Source organism: Lactiplantibacillus dongliensis, assembly GCF_005405105.1.
Taxonomy (GTDB): Bacteria; Bacillota; Bacilli; order Lactobacillales; family Lactobacillaceae; genus Lactiplantibacillus; species Lactiplantibacillus dongliensis.
Window position 1 is genome coordinate 18,885 of the sequence record NZ_BJDK01000036.1, and the last position, 16,017, is coordinate 34,901.

Below are 16,017 nucleotides of genomic sequence, written 5' to 3' on the forward strand. Positions count from 1 at the left end.
CGTTCTTCCACACTCTACCAAAAAAGGCCCAGAACCGAAGTCCTGAACCTAGTATACGCCAAATAACTTAACCTATTCAGCTGATTTTGTTGAGCCCCGACGGACAATCCCATATGGTAAGGTAACGGTCTTTTCGTCGAGTTCTTTATCGTTCATTAACTTGGTTAACATCCGCATGGCAACGGCACCAATATCATACAAAGGTTGTGTGATTGACGTGATGGCTGGCCGCGCAATTTGGGTCACAATCGTATCGTTACTAGTGATGACTTCTAAGTCGTCTGGAATACTAATCCCAGATTCAACACTAGCATTGATAATCCCAGCCGCCATTTCATCGTCGCCAACGAAGACCGCAGTTGCACCACTATCCGCGATAACGGGTTGTAACTTGGTCCCAGCATCGTATGAGTAGCCGGCTTCATAAACCAACTTGTCGTCATATGGCAACTTTGCCTTGTTCAAAGCACGTTTGTAACCGGCTAACCGGTATTCAGCGTTGATTGATTGTGACAACGGTCCTAAGGCAATGGCAATCTTTTCGTGACCGCGCTTGATTAACGCAGTGACCGCTTCTTCAACCGCTGCGGCATAGTCGATGTTAACACTTGGCGTTTCGCCTTGTGGGTCAACCGTTCCGGCTAACACAACGGGCGCTTTAGCACGTTTGAATTCAGCACGGAGCTTATCATCGATATGGTTTCCCATGAAGATGACCCCATCAACTTGCTTAGCCATTAACGTGTTCAAGACATTCACTTCTTGTTCGCCGGCATCGTCGGAGTTAGTCAAAATGATATTGTACTTGTACATCATCGCAATGTCATCAATCCCACGGGCTAATGACGCAAAATAAATGTTCGTGACGTCTGGGATAATAACCCCCACCGTCGTCGAACGCTTGCTAGCTAAGCCACGGGCAACCGCGTTTGGCCGATAATCAAGGCGTTCGATTACTGCCAAGACCTTCTTACGTGTCGCTGGCTTGACATTCGGATTCCCATTAACGACCCGTGAGACGGTGGCCATTGAAACCGCCGCTTCACGTGCCACATCATAAATCGTTACTGTTTGTTTTTCCATATTAAAATAGCCCTTTCTTACTTGGTATCATATGTTTTCATTCGTTTTCATGCAACATCAACCAATATAGCAAATTAACGGTCGCGTTGCAACTCATGACAGATATTGAAATCGCTTTCATGAAAATAATACCGTATTTCTTTCAAAAATTCAACATTTTACACAGCTAGCGGCAAAATTTTCAAGGTTTTCGGGTCCAATTTCATCCCTAACAGCGCTATACTAACTTATAAGTAACCTAGTAATAGGTTCAAAAAATTCAAGGAGTGATTGAAGTGGCAGATTACACCAAGCTACAACAAGTTCGTCAATGGACCAATGATAACCATGTTGACGTGACTTATGTGAGTGATTTTCATACGATTTCTTATTTAACCGGATTTGGGAGTGACCCCATCGAACGGACACTAGCACTGTTCATCTTCGCTGATGCGGAACCATTCTTATTCGCTCCCGCCCTTGAAGTCGAAGCCATCAAAGGGACTGGCTGGCCTTATCCCGTCTATGGCTACCTCGACCATGAAGATCCTTACGCCTTAATCGCGACCCATATTCACGACCAATTAACTGATCCAAAAGTCTGGGCTTTAGAAGAAGGCAACTTGACCTTGGATCGTTTCCAAGCCATCAAAGCCCAATTCCCAGCTGCTCATTTTGATAAGAACTTATCACCAATGATTCAACAACTACGGTTAGTCAAAACACCAGATGAACTTGAAAAGTTGAACATGGCTGGCAAGTGGGCCGACTTCGCTTTTGAACAAGGTTTCGCTGCCGTTAAAGCCGGTCGGACGGAACAACAAATTGCCGCCGAACTCCAATATGCCTTAATGCAAAAAGGGATTATGGAAATGAGCTTTGGCACCTTAGTTCAAGCTGGGACCCATGCGGCTGAACCACATGGCGCTACTAACGAGATCCAAGTTAAACCAAATGAATTAGTCCTATTTGATCTTGGGGTCATGTATGAAGGCTATGCTTCCGATGCTTCACGGACCATTGCTTACGGTCAACCAACGGCTAAACAAAAAGAAATTTTTGATGTTTGTTTAGAAGCCCAATTAACGGCCCAAGCCGCAGTTAAACCTGGGATGCCTGCCGAAGACGTTGACAAGATTGCCCGTGACATCATCACCAAAGCCGGTTACGGTGACTACTTCATTCACCGTCTCGGCCATGGCTTAGGCCAGACTGACCATGAATTTCCATCCATCATGGCCGGTAACCACATGCCATTAGTTGAAGGGATGTGTTTCTCAATCGAACCTGGGATTTACATTCCAGGCGTTGCCGGTGTCCGGATCGAAGACTGTGGGGTTGTCACTAAGGAAGGCTTCAAGCCATTCACCCATACGTCCAAAGAAATGAAAATTTTAGATCTCTAGATTAATCAAAAAGCGGCCTACCCGATTTTAACGGGTAAGTCGTTTTTATTAGCACTAAGTTTAAGGTAAATCATTACCAGCAGCAAAGTAGACATCATACCACTCTTGCTTGGTCAACGTGACATCGGCCCCGGCAATACTTTCCGTTAAGTGTTGCGGATTCATCGAGCCTAAGATCACTTGCATTTTTGCTGGGTGCCGCAAGATCCAGGCAGTCGCAATTGCATTCTTCGTGACGCCATAGTGATCCGCTAACGCCTGCAATTTCGCATTTAAGGCGGGGAACTTCGGATTATCAATGAAGGTCCCGGCAAACATCCCATATTGATACGGCGACCAAGCTTGAATCGTCATGTGATGTAACCGTGAATACTCAATAATCTCACCATCATGATTCAAGCTAGCCGTGTCTTGCATGTTCGTATGCAACCCAAATTGAATGGGCCCGGTATGCATTACACCAAATTGTAACTGATTAATGATCAGCTTTTGGTCTAAATTCGCTTGTAACATCGCCACTTGCATCGGGTTAAAGTTAGACACGCCAAAATGCCGCACCTTGCCGGCCGTTTGTAACTCATCAAAAGCCGCGGCCACCTCGTCTAAGTCCATTAGCGGATCTGGTCGATGTAGTAAGAACGAATCCAAATAATCAAGCTGCATCCGCTTTAAGATGCCATCGACCGTTGCAATCAAATGTTGCTTAGAAAAATCATAGCGTTGGCCAAAGACCAGTTCACCACGACTTCTTTGCGGATCAAGGACGATCCCGCCTTTAGATTGGATAAAGAAATCATCCCGTGACAAGCCGGATTGCTTTAAAGCGGTCCCAAAAGTCGTTTCGGATTGGCCGTTACCGTAAATATCCGCACTATCAATAAAATTGACGCCCTGAGCATGGACCGTCGCTAAAATATTAGCCGCGTCCGTCGGGTTCAACCGTACCATTCGCATAATACCTAATGCCACGGCTGATACCTTGATAGACGTATCACCTAAGTTAAGTAGTTTCATCCTGTAAACACTCCTTTGGTTGAATTTCAAACCACGCTTACAGGATAGTCCTTAGAGGGGACTCTAAGTCAATAATTGCTTACAACTTTTGCGCGGCTTCATACGCTTTGACTTGAGCTAGTAACTCATCAGCTGACAACTGTGACAGGCTATCACAGTCTACCAGGCCTTCACTCCCAGCAGCAACCGCGCGCTGATAGACATCGATTTTATGATTGACCTTTTGTAAGTTCAATAACGATTCATGAATCTGTTGTTCAACCGCCAATTTTTGTTGCTGGAACATCGCTAAACGTTCGGCCAACGTCCCATCGCCAGCCTGACACCAACTAACAAACTGCCGAATGTCTTCTAACGGCATCCCCGTCTGCTTCAAACAGCGAATCAACGCTAATAAATCTAAATCATCATCATTAAAGATCCGCCGGCCATGATCATCCCGTTTCACAAACGGGGTCAGGCCCGCTTTTTCATAGTAACGTAAAGTGTAACTTGAAAGGCCGGTCTTTTTGGCAACCGTCCCAATGGAATATAACATATTTTCAACTCCTATAAAGATAAAAATAGGCCCAGCTAATCGCTAAGCCTAATCGGTAACTTAAAAATGGTACGGTGCAGTCCGCTCAATGACGTCTATACTAGCTTGCTTCAAATCAATCGTGATAAGCTGGATTGTGTCATTTGGATATCTAGCCTGAATCGTCGCTAACGGCGTCATTGCTGGTAACGTTTAGTATCATATAGCATCAATCCCAAAACCGTTGTGGCTTGCATTTAGCAATCTCAATCATATCAGTCTGACTAGTCGCCCCAGAAACATCGGGAAAAATAATCATTAGCTTGTTCGTTGTCTGATCTGAGATAAATACGGCTGGATAAGTCACTAATTTACGCATCAAATAGCCCTCATTAATTGGCCTAAAAAACGACCCACACAATGTCGGGTCGTTTTTCAAAAATCATCATTTAAGCTTCTGGCTGATCATCATCAGCGGAAGTTGCAGTATCCTCAGCTTCACTAGCAGCTGATGTTTCTGGTTCATCAGCAGCAGAATCCTCAGTTGATGCTTCACTATCAGCGCTATCATCCGCACCAAATGCGGCGGCACTATCAATGACGATATCGTCATTCGCGTTATCAGCATCGTCAGCTTCAACCTGAGCCAATTCAGAACGCAAGCTGTCAGTTGCTTCATCTAAATTACTGCTGAAGCTGTCGCCACCTTCGTCCTTAGCAGCTTGATATTGATCAGCGATGTCAGCAACTTTATCTTTAGCAGCGGCAAATTGTTTGCCAGCTTCTTCCTTAAAGTCTTCAGCGGCATCGTTGGCGTAAAAGGCGTAATCAATCGCGCGATCCTTGAAATCGGCTAGCCCTTGTTGCGCCCGTTGCTTTAAGTCGGCTTTCTTCTCATCATCCATCTTCATGGCGACGCGGGCAATCACTGCCCCGCCCAATGCTAATCCAACTAAGAATGCTTTTTTCGACATACTTATTCCTCCTCATCGTGGTGCTTGTTCCGCCGGTCACGATAAACGTCAAACGCCGCTTTACCGACCTTAGTGGCACTCGCAAATCGATTCTTCTTTTCGTTGTTCTTACCGACTTTCGCGGTTAACTCACGCGTCGCAGCATTTAAATCTGAAACGCTTTGGCCCAAGTCACCCATCGCTTGAAAGGCGGGGTCGATTGAAGCGACCTTACCATTCACATCTTTTAATAATTCATTGGCATTCGACATGATATTTTCCGTCTGGTGGGATAAGGCATCCACATCATCCGTGATCGTGTTCAAACTCCGGTTAATTTCACCCATTGTTTTAGTCATGCGCACTAAGAAAATGCCAATAAAACAAACTAGCACTAAAAATGCGACGGCGGCAATGATGCCCGCAATATGTGCAATCATCTTAAAATTCCTCCTTCAACGACCTTTTTACATTAAAACAAGCATAGCATTGTCATAAAAATACTGCAATCAAAAAAGTGCTTACATCCACGATTATCCCGCCTTAGGACTAGATACGGATAGTCAGGTGCCAGAAAGTCTGCTACACTAGTTATCAGATTACTTTAACGAGGGTGAAAGCATGTTTTTTCCATTAACGTTAGCCGTCGATGCGCCCACCAAACAAGTCTCCGTTTGGATGAAATTAGCAGCGAAGATCGATTGGCAACAAATTATCATTAACATTGGCGGTAAGATTGTTGAGATTATTCTGTTCGTGGTCTTATTTTGGATCATTGACCGATTAGGCAAGCACCTAATCCATCACATCTTTATTACTAACGCCAAGACGAGTAATACCGCATCGAACCGAATTTCGACGATTTTTACGCTATTACTCAATATTTTCCACTATATTATTATGTTCTTTGCGCTCTACGCCGTCTTGTCGGTACTAGGCGTGCCGGTGGGAACCTTAATTGCCAGTGCTGGGATTTTTAGTGTCGCATTAGGCTTAGGGGCGCAAGGCTTTGTCAGCGATATCGTCACTGGTTTCTTCATCTTACTAGAAGAACAATTCGATGTGGGTGACTACGTTAAGATTGAAACCATTGAAGGTACCGTTTCGGCGATGGGCTTACGAACGACGCAAATTACCAGTCCGGATGGCACGCTCAACTTTGTGCCGAACCGCAGAATTCTGATTATTAGTAATCAGTCGCGAAATGACATGCGCGTCTTAATTGACTTGCATATCTTAACCAATACACCAATCAAAGACTTGACGCAGGCTGTCAAGGAAACCAATCAAAGCTTGATGCCTAACTACCCAGATATTATTGGCGAGCCTGATATTCAAGGCGTCGCCACACAGGCTGATGGGACGTTGGTTTTCCGCGTACAGTTCTATGTTAAAAACGGCATGCAATTCGCCATCCAACGTGACTTTTTAGCGGCCTACTTAGCTGCCGCCAAAGCCGCTGGTATCCAGTTACCCTCGCCAACCTTGAACTTGACCCATCCCAAATAACGCAAAGGTTCCAGCCACTGAGTATTACTCGGTGGCTGGAACCTTTTTAAATCACTTATTTTTGTAAGTCGTTACGATGGGTCAAGTAACCCGTCATCGCATTCACCCCGGCCATAATAGCACTCGTATGCGGCACCATATGTTCAGAATGGAGCGAATAAGGACTATCGACCCCTAACCAAAACATCGTCCCCGGAATCTGATGAATCAGATAACCGAAGTCTTCGCCGGTCATCGCTGGCCGGGTTTCGATAAAGTTGACGTCCGCATCCTTTTGCATATACTGCATAAAGTCAGCGGTAATCGCATCGTTATTTTCAACCGGATAATACCCGCCTTGATGCAAGTCGAGGTCAATCTGGCAATCATAGGCTAATGCGATTCCTTCAACAATCGTCCGCACCCGCCGTTGAATATGCAAGTTCATATCTTGCGTCAAGGCGCGAATCGTCCCATCAATCTGGGCTTCACCCGCAATAACGTTGCCGATTGTTCCGGCAGTGAAGTGTCCTAATGTCACAACGCCGCTTTGAATCGGATCCACATTACGTGACACAATCGTTTGTAATTGTTGGACTAACGCCGACCCGGCCACGACCATATCATTAGCATTATGTGGAAAGGCCGCATGACCACTCTTCCCGGTCAAATGCGCATGAATCTCGCAGGTCCCAGCAAATAACGTCCCCATCCGACAACCAATCGCACCCGCTGGTAGATCAGGGTTGTCATGGAAGGCAAAGATTTCATCGGGCATCCAGTCTTGGTCTAAAGCCCCGCTTTGATACAACCGCATCCCACCGGAAGCATTTTCCTCGGCTGGTTGGAACATGAAAATCATATCAGTCGTCGGTTGATTTTCAGCAAAGTAACTCAAAATCCCTAATGCGACTGACATGTGAATATCGTGACCACAAGCATGCATCTTGCCTGGATGCTGGGACTTAAATGGTAAGTCCGTCGCTTCAGTCACCGGTAACCCATCGATATCCGTCCGATAACCAATCCGATAGTCATGTGATTGTCCACTGACCTTGACCAAAATCGCCGTATCCAGACTTGGAATCTGCTTAATCGTCAAATAGGTTTGGGGCATCTTCGCAATGATTGATAAGAGGTAGGCTTGCGTTTCGTGTTCTTCCAAACCCAATTCAGGAATCTGATGTAAATGTTGATAAATTGGCAATAAATCGGCTTCTTGTAATGCCATCAACGATCCCTCCCGAATTAAAGTTGACGCAAGGCCGACATTAATTCAGTCTTGTCCTTAGTCTTAGCATCGATATCTTTTAGTTTCCGGGCTGGAGTTCCCCCAACAACGGTATATGGTGCAACGTCATCTAAGACAACTGCGCCGGCACCAACTACGGCCCCTTTACCGACATGCACGCCTTCAACAATCACGGCGTTAGCGCCGACTAAGACATCATCATCGATCCGAACAGGGTCAGCCGACGGTGGTTCTACCACGCCAGCTAACACAGCACCGGCACCAATATGACAGTTCTTACCGACCAAAGCACGGCCACCTAAAACGGCTCCCATATCGATCATTGAGCCAGCACCAATTTCAGCCCCAATATTAATGACGGCCCCCATCATGATCACGGCATTGTCACCAATCAAGACTTGGTCGCGAATAAAGGCCCCGGGTTCGATCCGTGCGTTATATTGCTTTAAATCCGTCATTGGGACCGCGGAATTACGGGCACCATTTTCTAATTGTGAGTCTTCAATTTTAGCCGCATTAGCCTTCAAGAAAGGTTCAACAACGGCCCAGTCGCCGAATAAAACACCGGCGTTACCGCTAAAGAACGTCTTAATCCCAGCTGGAACATCAAGTTGGTCAAGTTGACCTTTAACGTAAACTTTAACTGGCGTTTGCTTTTTTGCATTGCCAATATAGTTAATAATTGATTGTGCATCTAATTTTGCCATTTTACACCCTCCATAAATTACGATTTAGCTTTTTCGCTCGTCGAAAAATCCTTCTCAATCATATCATATTGCTTCCCGATTTCATGCGTCAGAAAGTTAAAACTCTTCATAAATTCACGCCGCGTGACGATACCGTTAAAGATACCATTTGCATCCACAACGGGCACAAATGGATTGTCAATCATCAAGTGTAAGCTAGTCTCAACATCTTCAACGCGTTCAACCGTCTTCACGTCACGTTCCATGACTTCACTCACGCGACAATCCATTAATACCTCTGTATTGAGCTGGTCAAAGCCCAACATTTTCTCAGTGATCATCGGTAACGAAATCAAGCCTTCAAAGTGCCCGGCATTATCAAGAACCGGAATCTTCGAATATTTAATCTTCGTCAACACTAAAAAGGCGTGGTACAAGTTATTATCAGTTTGGACATTAGCAACAATGTCAGCCGGAATCAAGTAATGGTCAGCATTACGCAAGAGCATATCCTCAACTGGTTTAATTAACATCAGCCAAAAACCTCCTCAAAACCTCTACTCACTATTTTACCTGAAACTCAAAAATAATGACGGCGTTTTGCTCAAGCTTTTAACTTTCTTTAGTGGTCGAAATGAAAGCTTAATTCTGGTACTGGCGCCATTGAGCGATCATAGTACTGCACGTCAAACGTTTGCCCATCAGTGTCAACGATTGCATACGTACCACCAATCCGCGTAAATTCACCCCGAGGATAACTAATACTGCCAGGGTTCAATAGTAACGTACCGGCATGGCGCTCCACACCTAACTGATGGGTGTGACCAAAGCACGCTAATTGGGCGTGCTGTTGTTGGGCGTTGGCCAGTAGATGATCCAGTGATAGATTAACGCCAACCAAATGTCCATGCGTCATGTAGACGGTCACCCCTGCCACCGTCTTGGTCACGGCATTGGGCAACTGATCGTCGAAGTCCATATTGCCTTGCACGACTGCCATGTCGTTAAAGACCGGATCATCATGCTGCAACTCCGAATCGCCACAATGGAAAAAGGCATCGACTTTGCCCTGATAAGCCTTTAAAAGCCGCACTAAAATATCGCGATCACCATGACTGTCACTCACCACTAAACACTTCATTGTGCATCCCACCATTCATCAAATTTTGGCATTAATTGCCGTAACGCCGCACCACGATGACTAATCGAATTCTTCTGAGCATCCGTTAATTGGGCCAAGGACTTTTGAAACTGATCTGACCAAAATAACGGATCGTAACCAAACCCATTGTCACCGCGTGGCGCAATCAAAATCCGGCCCCGCAACTCGCCATCGACGACGAGCTTTTGACCATTAGGCTTTAGCGCCACTAAAGTGGTATGGAACGTTGCCGTCCGTTTAGCTTCGGGGACCCCGCCGAGATTCGCCAACAGCTTGGCATTATTTGCCGCATCATTATGATCACCGGCATATCGCGCCGATAATACCCCTGGATCGCCATGCAACGCATCGACCATTAAGCCGGAATCATCCGCAATCGCCGGTAAGCCCGTAGCGTTGACCACTGCAGTCGCTTTGGTCGTGGCATTTTCTTCAAACGTAATGCCATTTTCCGTAATTTCGGGAATATCAGGAAAATCAGCTAATGTCTTGATCTCAATCGCATAATCGCGGAACATCTCTGCAAATTCGCGAGCTTTACCGGGATTCTTCGTCGCAATAATTAATGTCTGTGGTTTACTCATTACCGATCACCGCCTAAAGTAGTTTGACTAACATGAAAGTTTGGTTGATCCAACCAGTCGCGCGCAATCGCTGCAAACTGATCCGCTGAACCAGTCGTATAAAATCTATCCGGATAAGTCTTGGTCGCCTGCGTATTGGCAATATCCATATAATCCAGCATAAATGAAACACCGTTAACCGTCTCGGCGCCGGAATCAATCAACGTGACGTCGGGACCCATCACATTTTGAATCAACGGTCGTAACAATGGATAATGCGTGCAGCCTAAGACTAATGTATCAATGCCGCTCGTCTGTAGCGGGCGTAAAGTTTCAGCCACGACCCGTTTAGCCACGGTTGACCGATACTCATTAGACTCCACTAACGGCACAAACTTTGGACACGCCAGCTCAATCACTTGAGCATCGGGATCTTTGGTCAAGATGGCGTCACGATACGCATGACTCTTGATCGTCCCTTCCGTCCCTAAGACGCCGATCTTCTTAGAATGCGATGCTTTTAACGCCGCTCGAGAACCGGGTGAAATCACGCCAATCACTGGAATCTTAAGTTTCGCCCGTAAATCAGGCAACGCCGCTGCAGTGGCTGTATTGCAAGCAATCACTAACATTTTAATGTCTTGCTTCAATAAAAACGTCGCCATCTGCCAACTAAACTCACGCACTTGAGCGCTCGGACGCGGCCCGTATGGTAAGCGCGCCTGATCGCCAATAAAAGTCACTGTTTCGCGTGGCAGTTGCTTTAACGCTTGTTTAACAACCGTTAAGCCGCCCACGCCAGAATCCATGAAACCAATTGCATGTTCATCTGCCATATTTAAAACGCTCCGTTCGCTTAATTCTGAATCTTTATTATGGCCTTTTTTAGGCGTGATTTCAAGCCAGTCACCCGGTGCATTAACCAGTTCAAACGGTGGTAACACTGGTTCCAGTCCCTGGTCAAGTCCAACTCGATCAAAGCTGACAATTTGGTAAAATTCACGGAAAATTGCCGCAAGGACGCCGAAACAAGGTATAATAACATTTATAAAGCGGCCGTAATGCTGCGATTACACACATGGAAAGGATCTATCATGACGAACGCCTTTTATTCTCAATTTGCCGGTAATGCCGCCAAATCCTCCGTTTTAAGCGTGGAAATTTTACGCGATGCCCTCCTACCGAACCTATTAGGTGACGATAGCAGCGGTATTCTCTATTGGGCCGGTAAAGACCTAGCCCGCAAGTTTCCTGTGGACAGCGATGCAGATTTGGTCACCTTTTTCGATCAAGCTGGTTGGGGCCACTTGGTTGTCACGAGTACCAGTAACGACCTCTTAACTTATGAACTGAATGGCGAACCCGTTGCCCGCCGCAACGCCGCCATTAAAAATCCCGATTATATGTTAGAAACCGGTTTTCTTGCTGAACAAGCCGCCCAACGGTTTAACTGTGTCAGTGAAGCGAAGCTCACGGCCACTAAACGGTTGAAGATTGAAATGGCCGTAACGGTTGACCACAAGCAGCCGCTAACTAATCACGACCCAGCCACTCCGATCGACATCGTGCGCCCGGATGTTGACCCGGATGCTTCTGAAAATTAACGTCAAATAGCGCCTTAGTCCGAACCATTGCGTTTCGGACTAAGGCGCTATTTTAGTTATGAAAAAAAGCACGACCGTTTTAAGCGGCCGTGCTTTCGTCCTGCAATCAATTTAAGCTAAATATTGATCTAAGGTCTTTTTAATTTGTTCTTTGGAATGATAACCAACCAAAGTATCAACCACTTCGCCGTCTTTTTTAACTAATAAAGTTGGGATACTCATAATACCAAAGTTGCTGGCAGTTTCAGGGTTAGCATCGACGTCCATCTTGTTGAAAGTGACTTGGTCACCCATTTCACCATCTAATTGTTCAACGACAGGTGATTGCATCCGACATGGACCACACCAAGTTGCCCAGAAATCAGTTAACGTGACACCTTTAGCAGTATCGCTTTCAAAAGTCTTATCAGTAGTTGCTACGACCATTTTGATCGGCCTCCTTAAATTTTATCCATTTACTTATAGTAAGTATATCAGTAAATGACCAAAGCACAAACAATTTGTTCACAATCGATTACCGATTTATCACCTTAAGTTTACCGTGAACCGACGCTCACGACCAGTAAAACGCAAGTCTATTTGAACGTGACTTCGGTAGCGCCATTACCACCATGGTTCGGCGCCGCAAAGTGAAAGTCTTTGACTTGTCGATTCGTCTGCAAGTAGTTGGTAATCCCTTCACGCAATGCTCCGGTACCTTTACCATGCACGATAGTAACCGATGGATAGCCTGCCAATAAGGCCGCGTCAATGTAACGATCAACTTGCATCATGGCGTCTTCATAACGGACCCCACGCAAATCCAAGTTAGGCGAAACATGACTAGCATTGGCACTCTTGACCACGGCGCGCGCCTGTTTCGGCTCCGCTTCAGGCTTAACCCGCTCCATGTCACTGGTTTCAATCCTCATCTTTAAGATGCCTAATTGAACTTCCCAGGCATGCTTACCCATTTGCTGCATCAAGACCCCACGTTGTCCATATGATTTGACGAGCACATCATCACCCGTATGGAAATCTTGTTTGGCCTTTTCATGCCGCAAAACGCGGTTTTTCTTGAGCTTAGGTTGTTGTTCAAGGGCGTTTAACGCGCCCTTGGCATCAATCAATTCATTTTCTTTAACGTTAACCGTCCCGCTAGCTAATTGCTTCTTCCGCAAATCACTAATAATGGCATCGGCCTTCGTCTTGCTCTTCTCAACAATCGCGTTGGCCTGCACCTTGGCATCCTCAATCAATTGATCCTTACGTTGTTGATAGGCATTGAATTCACTCTTCAATTGCTTGTGCAACTTGTCCGAATCAGCCACTTCCGCCGTTAAATGCAGTTGTTCGTCTTCGACTTGCTTCCGCTTCGCCACTAAGTCCGCAATCATCGCATTCAGGTCCTGGCTATCGGTATCGGTCAGTGACCGCGCTTGATCCACGATTTCAACGGGAATCCCTAAACGTTGCGCAATGTCTAACGCATTACTACGCCCCGGAATCCCAACTAATAAGCGATACGTTGGCTTTAAGGTCTGCTCATCAAACTCCATGCTGGCATTAATCGTATCTGGTCGGTTGAACCCATACGCTTTTAGTTCTGGGTAATGGGTCGTGGCGACCACTTGACTGCCATGTGACCCGATTGCATCCAAGATGGCAATCGCTAACGCAGCCCCTTCTTGCGGATCGGTCCCAGCGCCAAGTTCATCGACTAACACTAAGCTGTGTGCATCAATTTGCTTCAAGAAGCTTTCAATGTTTTCCATATGGGAAGAAAAGGTACTCAAGTTTTGCTCAATCGATTGTTCATCACCGATATCGGCAAAAATCTCATGATAAATCCCAATCCGACTACCTTCATCCACCGGAATAAATAACCCGGATTGGCCCATTAATTGCAGTAAGCCTAACGTCTTCAACGTGATGGTCTTCCCACCAGTGTTGGGTCCTGTAATCACAATCGCCTGATAGTCCGTACCTAACGTAATGTCATTCGCAACGACTTTCTTTTGATCAATTAAAGGATGGCGTGCCTGCCGTAAATAAACCTGATTCTCTGTAGATACAGCTGGTTCAGTTGCCTTCATATCATGAGCATAGCGGGCTTTGGCGTTGATGGAGTCAAAGTGACCTAAGATCGCCGCATTTTGCATAATCTCATCTTGATATGGTGAAATCAAGTTTGATAATTCTTCCAAGATACGTTGTTCTTCGGCCTTTTCAGCCACTTGATTCTGCCGTAAGCGGTCATTTAACGCCATCACAGCTTGTGGTTCAATGAATAATGTCTGACCACTCGCGCTTTGGTCATGGACAATACCGCCAAAACGACTGCGATTCTCGGCCTTGACCGGAATAACATACCGATCATTTCTAATAGTAATAATCGGATCACTTAAATACTTCGCATCCTTACCACGGGTGTATTGTTCCATCTTCGAGCGAATCTCACCCTCGGTCTTGCTGATATGACTTCGGATGCTGCTGAGTTCTGGTGACGCGTCATCGGTGATATGGCCATCGCCTTCAATCGCCGTGGCCAGTCGCTTAGTCACTTCTGGCAACGTCACTAGTTCCTGAACTTCATCGAACAAGTGACGAATGCCGTTTTCCGGTGAGTCTTCTAAAAGGTCGTCAAAGAACCGGACAATTGCGCGGGTGGTCTTTAAAATGCGCCCAACTTGCCCTAGTTCACTCCCATTTAAAGTCGCCCCAATTGCTAGTCGCTTCATATGCGGTGCAATGTCGGCTAACCGAGCAATCGGAATGCCGCCCTTTAGCCGATAAACTTCGGCGCCATCATTGGTTTCATCTAACGCTAATTGGACCGCCGCCACGTCGCTCATTGGCTGCAGCTCACTTAATTCTTTTTGACCAGCTGCTGACACTAAGTACGGTGCCAACTGCTGCTTAACTTGCTGGTATTCTAATGTTTTTAAAACTTTTGGATTCAACTTAACCCTCCTAGTTGCATCGTGTTCGCAAGCCGTAAAAAAAGATGCTGTCGCTAAGCTTCAGCATCATCTGCTTGCATTTTTAATAACTCCGCTTGCTTATCCACCTGATCAGAAATGGCATTGAATGCAAGTAAAATGGCAATCTGCTCATTCGATAGATCTGATGATAGTTTTCTTAACTGTTTAATTTGTGTATTCATCATTTCAGTCACGGTCTGCATATGCTGATCGGACGCACTGCCGATAATCGTATACGCATGGCCGTCAATGGTCGCCTTGAATCGGCGTTTACTGGCTGTCATAAGTCTTCAGCTCCTTTTTTCATAACAGTTCATATTTTAGCATGTTGGCGGGGTTTATGCGACTTTTGGGGACGATGTGGTAATTTTGACATGTTGAACTGCAATTTAAAGCTAAAAAAGCATGTTCAGCTGCCATATAACGGCTACCGAACATGCTTACTGTACTGATTTAACTTGATTTCCATAAGGCTTAAAAAGAATTAGCCAGCTTAATTTACTAAGCACGCTACTTCAATCGCTTATAGTCGAGACCTTCCAAATGGATACTAAAGTATAGTTGACCACGATGATGCTTCATCGTCTCAATTTGAGCATATCCGACTTGACCATTGCCATTATTTTTTCGATAGTGCTTTGACGGTGTAAACGCATATTGACCTTTATATTTCGTATGATAGACTTTGTTAAAATGCTGCTTATCAAAGAGATGCTGATATGGATGCTTTTTGGTACCAGACCAGTGTTTGTAGTATGATCCTTTACCACTCCGAGTCAGCTTTACCCGCCAGGTTACCATACTGCCATGCTTTGTTCCCAAGTCCTTGGCCGAATAATAGTGTTGGAACTGCCAAGTACCCATTAACTTTTTAGGTGTTTTTGTCCGTTTGGTGACATATATATTTTCTTCACCCGCATGGACATTTAGATTAGTCATCGACAATCCAAATAACACAACTAGTAATGCTAGTACCGACATAACTCCAAAACGCTTAAATCGTTTCATTTATATAACTTCCATTCCATTTATTTAAACTCAATCATTCCTGCCACTATAAACATAATAGCAGTATTCCTATTATATCGAGGCGTTTTATTTAATAATCATGTTATATCCCAGTTTATTAATAAAAATCGGCCTTCTAGATATGAAAGAAGACTCCACTATGTTAATACGAAGTTACCACGCAGCAACATCACAAAGAAAAATTTTCAATGAAAGTTTTACATAAAAAGACACTTTTTAACAATACTAATTTCAAAGTAACTAGGGTCTGTTTGAAAACATCTTTTTTAGGTATAATCTTGGTAAAAACGAATTGAGGTTTTACCATGACAGTGCCTA

The 16,017-nt window shown here is 45.2% G+C and carries 19 protein-coding genes; 3 read left to right on the forward strand and 16 right to left on the reverse strand.

All coding sequences use genetic code 11. The annotated features are described in order from the left end of the window. Positions 1 to 72 precede the first annotated feature (72 nt). The gene (gene ccpA / locus FFM80_RS12100) at positions 73 to 1,083 is read right to left on the reverse strand and encodes a catabolite control protein A (RefSeq protein ID WP_137636092.1); all 1,011 of its coding nucleotides are present in this window, start codon (positions 1,081 to 1,083) and stop codon (positions 73 to 75) included. Positions 1,084 to 1,358: 275 nt separating this feature from the next. Here ccpA and FFM80_RS12105 point away from each other — a divergent pair, with 275 nt between their 5' ends. Further along, positions 1,359 to 2,468, forward strand: coding sequence for a M24 family metallopeptidase (locus FFM80_RS12105; protein WP_137641032.1), 1,110 nt, complete (start codon positions 1,359 to 1,361; stop codon positions 2,466 to 2,468). A 60-nt stretch (positions 2,469 to 2,528) separates the two neighbouring features. Here the strand turns inward: FFM80_RS12105 and FFM80_RS12110 are convergent, their stop codons facing one another. From FFM80_RS12110 to FFM80_RS12125, 5 genes are all read right to left on the reverse strand, one after another. Further along, a complete protein-coding gene (locus tag FFM80_RS12110; protein ID WP_137641033.1) occupies positions 2,529 to 3,482 on the reverse strand; it encodes an aldo/keto reductase in 954 nt (317 codons plus the stop codon). Positions 3,483 to 3,561: 79 nt separating this feature from the next. Next, positions 3,562 to 4,020, reverse strand: coding sequence for a MerR family transcriptional regulator (locus tag FFM80_RS12115; protein ID WP_137641034.1), 459 nt, complete (start codon positions 4,018 to 4,020; stop codon positions 3,562 to 3,564). Positions 4,021 to 4,228: 208 nt separating this feature from the next. After that, positions 4,229 to 4,378, reverse strand: a complete 150-nt coding sequence (locus FFM80_RS14550; RefSeq protein ID WP_171001109.1) for a hypothetical protein — start codon at positions 4,376 to 4,378, stop codon at positions 4,229 to 4,231. A gap of 70 nt (positions 4,379 to 4,448) precedes the next feature. After that, positions 4,449 to 4,973 carry a YtxH domain-containing protein gene (locus FFM80_RS12120; protein ID WP_223877360.1) on the reverse strand — a complete coding sequence of 175 codons (525 nt, stop codon included), beginning with the start codon at positions 4,971 to 4,973 and terminating at the stop codon, positions 4,449 to 4,451. A gap of 2 nt (positions 4,974 to 4,975) precedes the next feature. After that, on the reverse strand, positions 4,976 to 5,392 hold the full coding sequence (locus FFM80_RS12125; RefSeq protein WP_137636088.1) for a DUF948 domain-containing protein: 417 nt from the start codon (positions 5,390 to 5,392) through the stop codon (positions 4,976 to 4,978). Positions 5,393 to 5,573: 181 nt separating this feature from the next. On the opposite strand from FFM80_RS12125, the gene FFM80_RS12130 reads away from it, so the two are divergent. Further along, positions 5,574 to 6,461, forward strand: a complete 888-nt coding sequence (locus FFM80_RS12130) for a mechanosensitive ion channel family protein (protein ID WP_137641035.1) — start codon at positions 5,574 to 5,576, stop codon at positions 6,459 to 6,461. Between the two features lie 55 nt (positions 6,462 to 6,516). Here FFM80_RS12130 and FFM80_RS12135 read toward each other — a convergent pair whose 3' ends face one another. The 6 genes from FFM80_RS12135 to racE all read right to left on the reverse strand — a co-directional run bounded on the left by FFM80_RS12135 (position 6,517) and on the right by racE (position 10,939). Further along, complete coding sequence (locus FFM80_RS12135) at positions 6,517 to 7,671, reverse strand: N-acetyldiaminopimelate deacetylase (protein WP_137641036.1); 1,155 nt, start codon at positions 7,669 to 7,671, stop codon at positions 6,517 to 6,519. A gap of 17 nt (positions 7,672 to 7,688) precedes the next feature. Further along, on the reverse strand, positions 7,689 to 8,399 hold the full coding sequence (dapD, locus tag FFM80_RS12140) for a 2,3,4,5-tetrahydropyridine-2,6-dicarboxylate N-acetyltransferase (protein ID WP_137641037.1): 711 nt from the start codon (positions 8,397 to 8,399) through the stop codon (positions 7,689 to 7,691). 17 nt (positions 8,400 to 8,416) lie between these two features. Further along, the gene (gene cbpB / locus FFM80_RS12145; RefSeq protein WP_137641038.1) at positions 8,417 to 8,911 is read right to left on the reverse strand and encodes a cyclic-di-AMP-binding protein CbpB; all 495 of its coding nucleotides are present in this window, start codon (positions 8,909 to 8,911) and stop codon (positions 8,417 to 8,419) included. A gap of 89 nt (positions 8,912 to 9,000) precedes the next feature. After that, entirely contained in the window at positions 9,001 to 9,519 is a 519-nt protein-coding gene (locus tag FFM80_RS12150) for a metallophosphoesterase (RefSeq protein ID WP_137641039.1), read from the reverse strand. Beyond that, positions 9,516 to 10,124: an XTP/dITP diphosphatase gene (locus FFM80_RS12155; protein WP_137641040.1), complete on the reverse strand. Its 609-nt coding sequence runs from the start codon at positions 10,122 to 10,124 to the stop codon at positions 9,516 to 9,518. The genes FFM80_RS12150 and FFM80_RS12155 overlap by 4 nt, the downstream gene beginning before the upstream one ends. Continuing rightward, the gene (gene racE, locus FFM80_RS12160; RefSeq protein WP_137641041.1) at positions 10,124 to 10,939 is read right to left on the reverse strand and encodes a glutamate racemase; all 816 of its coding nucleotides are present in this window, start codon (positions 10,937 to 10,939) and stop codon (positions 10,124 to 10,126) included. The genes FFM80_RS12155 and racE overlap by 1 nt, the downstream gene beginning before the upstream one ends. A gap of 258 nt (positions 10,940 to 11,197) precedes the next feature. Here racE and FFM80_RS12165 point away from each other — a divergent pair, with 258 nt between their 5' ends. Continuing rightward, positions 11,198 to 11,707 (forward strand): YslB family protein, encoded by a 510-nt coding sequence (locus FFM80_RS12165; protein WP_223877361.1) that lies wholly within the window; start codon positions 11,198 to 11,200, stop codon positions 11,705 to 11,707. A gap of 111 nt (positions 11,708 to 11,818) precedes the next feature. Here the strand turns inward: FFM80_RS12165 and trxA are convergent, their stop codons facing one another. The 4 genes from trxA to FFM80_RS12185 form a co-directional block, all read right to left on the reverse strand. Beyond that, positions 11,819 to 12,133, reverse strand: a complete 315-nt coding sequence (gene trxA / locus FFM80_RS12170) for a thioredoxin (protein ID WP_137634553.1) — start codon at positions 12,131 to 12,133, stop codon at positions 11,819 to 11,821. Positions 12,134 to 12,282: 149 nt separating this feature from the next. Continuing rightward, positions 12,283 to 14,649 carry an endonuclease MutS2 gene (locus FFM80_RS12175; protein ID WP_137641043.1) on the reverse strand — a complete coding sequence of 789 codons (2,367 nt, stop codon included), beginning with the start codon at positions 14,647 to 14,649 and terminating at the stop codon, positions 12,283 to 12,285. A gap of 53 nt (positions 14,650 to 14,702) precedes the next feature. Beyond that, positions 14,703 to 14,954: a cell division protein ZapA gene (gene zapA, locus FFM80_RS12180; protein ID WP_137641044.1), complete on the reverse strand. Its 252-nt coding sequence runs from the start codon at positions 14,952 to 14,954 to the stop codon at positions 14,703 to 14,705. 226 nt (positions 14,955 to 15,180) lie between these two features. Further along, the gene (locus FFM80_RS12185; protein WP_137641045.1) at positions 15,181 to 15,678 is read right to left on the reverse strand and encodes a hypothetical protein; all 498 of its coding nucleotides are present in this window, start codon (positions 15,676 to 15,678) and stop codon (positions 15,181 to 15,183) included. Positions 15,679 to 16,017: the final 339 nt, after the last annotated feature.

What these genes read in the sequence shown, in the direction of transcription:
- ccpA (WP_137636092.1), bottom strand. Translation starts at nt 1,083, where the DNA reads ATGGAAAAACAAACAGTAACGATTTATGATGTGGCACGTGAAGCGGCG.
- FFM80_RS12110 (WP_137641033.1), bottom strand. Translation starts at nt 3,482, where the DNA reads ATGAAACTACTTAACTTAGGTGATACGTCTATCAAGGTATCAGCCGTG.
- FFM80_RS12115 (WP_137641034.1), bottom strand. Translation starts at nt 4,020, where the DNA reads ATGTTATATTCCATTGGGACGGTTGCCAAAAAGACCGGCCTTTCAAGT.
- FFM80_RS14550 (WP_171001109.1), bottom strand. Translation starts at nt 4,378, where the DNA reads ATGCGTAAATTAGTGACTTATCCAGCCGTATTTATCTCAGATCAGACA.
- FFM80_RS12120 (WP_223877360.1), bottom strand. Translation starts at nt 4,973, where the DNA reads ATGTCGAAAAAAGCATTCTTAGTTGGATTAGCATTGGGCGGGGCAGTG.
- FFM80_RS12125 (WP_137636088.1), bottom strand. Translation starts at nt 5,392, where the DNA reads ATGATTGCACATATTGCGGGCATCATTGCCGCCGTCGCATTTTTAGTG.
- FFM80_RS12130 (WP_137641035.1), top strand. Translation starts at nt 5,574, where the DNA reads ATGTTTTTTCCATTAACGTTAGCCGTCGATGCGCCCACCAAACAAGTC.
- FFM80_RS12135 (WP_137641036.1), bottom strand. Translation starts at nt 7,671, where the DNA reads ATGGCATTACAAGAAGCCGATTTATTGCCAATTTATCAACATTTACAT.
- dapD (WP_137641037.1), bottom strand. Translation starts at nt 8,399, where the DNA reads ATGGCAAAATTAGATGCACAATCAATTATTAACTATATTGGCAATGCA.
- cbpB (WP_137641038.1), bottom strand. Translation starts at nt 8,911, where the DNA reads ATGTTAATTAAACCAGTTGAGGATATGCTCTTGCGTAATGCTGACCAT.
- FFM80_RS12150 (WP_137641039.1), bottom strand. Translation starts at nt 9,519, where the DNA reads ATGAAGTGTTTAGTGGTGAGTGACAGTCATGGTGATCGCGATATTTTA.
- FFM80_RS12155 (WP_137641040.1), bottom strand. Translation starts at nt 10,124, where the DNA reads ATGAGTAAACCACAGACATTAATTATTGCGACGAAGAATCCCGGTAAA.
- racE (WP_137641041.1), bottom strand. Translation starts at nt 10,939, where the DNA reads ATGGCAGATGAACATGCAATTGGTTTCATGGATTCTGGCGTGGGCGGC.
- FFM80_RS12165 (WP_223877361.1), top strand. Translation starts at nt 11,198, where the DNA reads ATGACGAACGCCTTTTATTCTCAATTTGCCGGTAATGCCGCCAAATCC.
- trxA (WP_137634553.1), bottom strand. Translation starts at nt 12,133, where the DNA reads ATGGTCGTAGCAACTACTGATAAGACTTTTGAAAGCGATACTGCTAAA.
- zapA (WP_137641044.1), bottom strand. Translation starts at nt 14,954, where the DNA reads ATGACAGCCAGTAAACGCCGATTCAAGGCGACCATTGACGGCCATGCG.
- FFM80_RS12185 (WP_137641045.1), bottom strand. Translation starts at nt 15,678, where the DNA reads ATGAAACGATTTAAGCGTTTTGGAGTTATGTCGGTACTAGCATTACTA.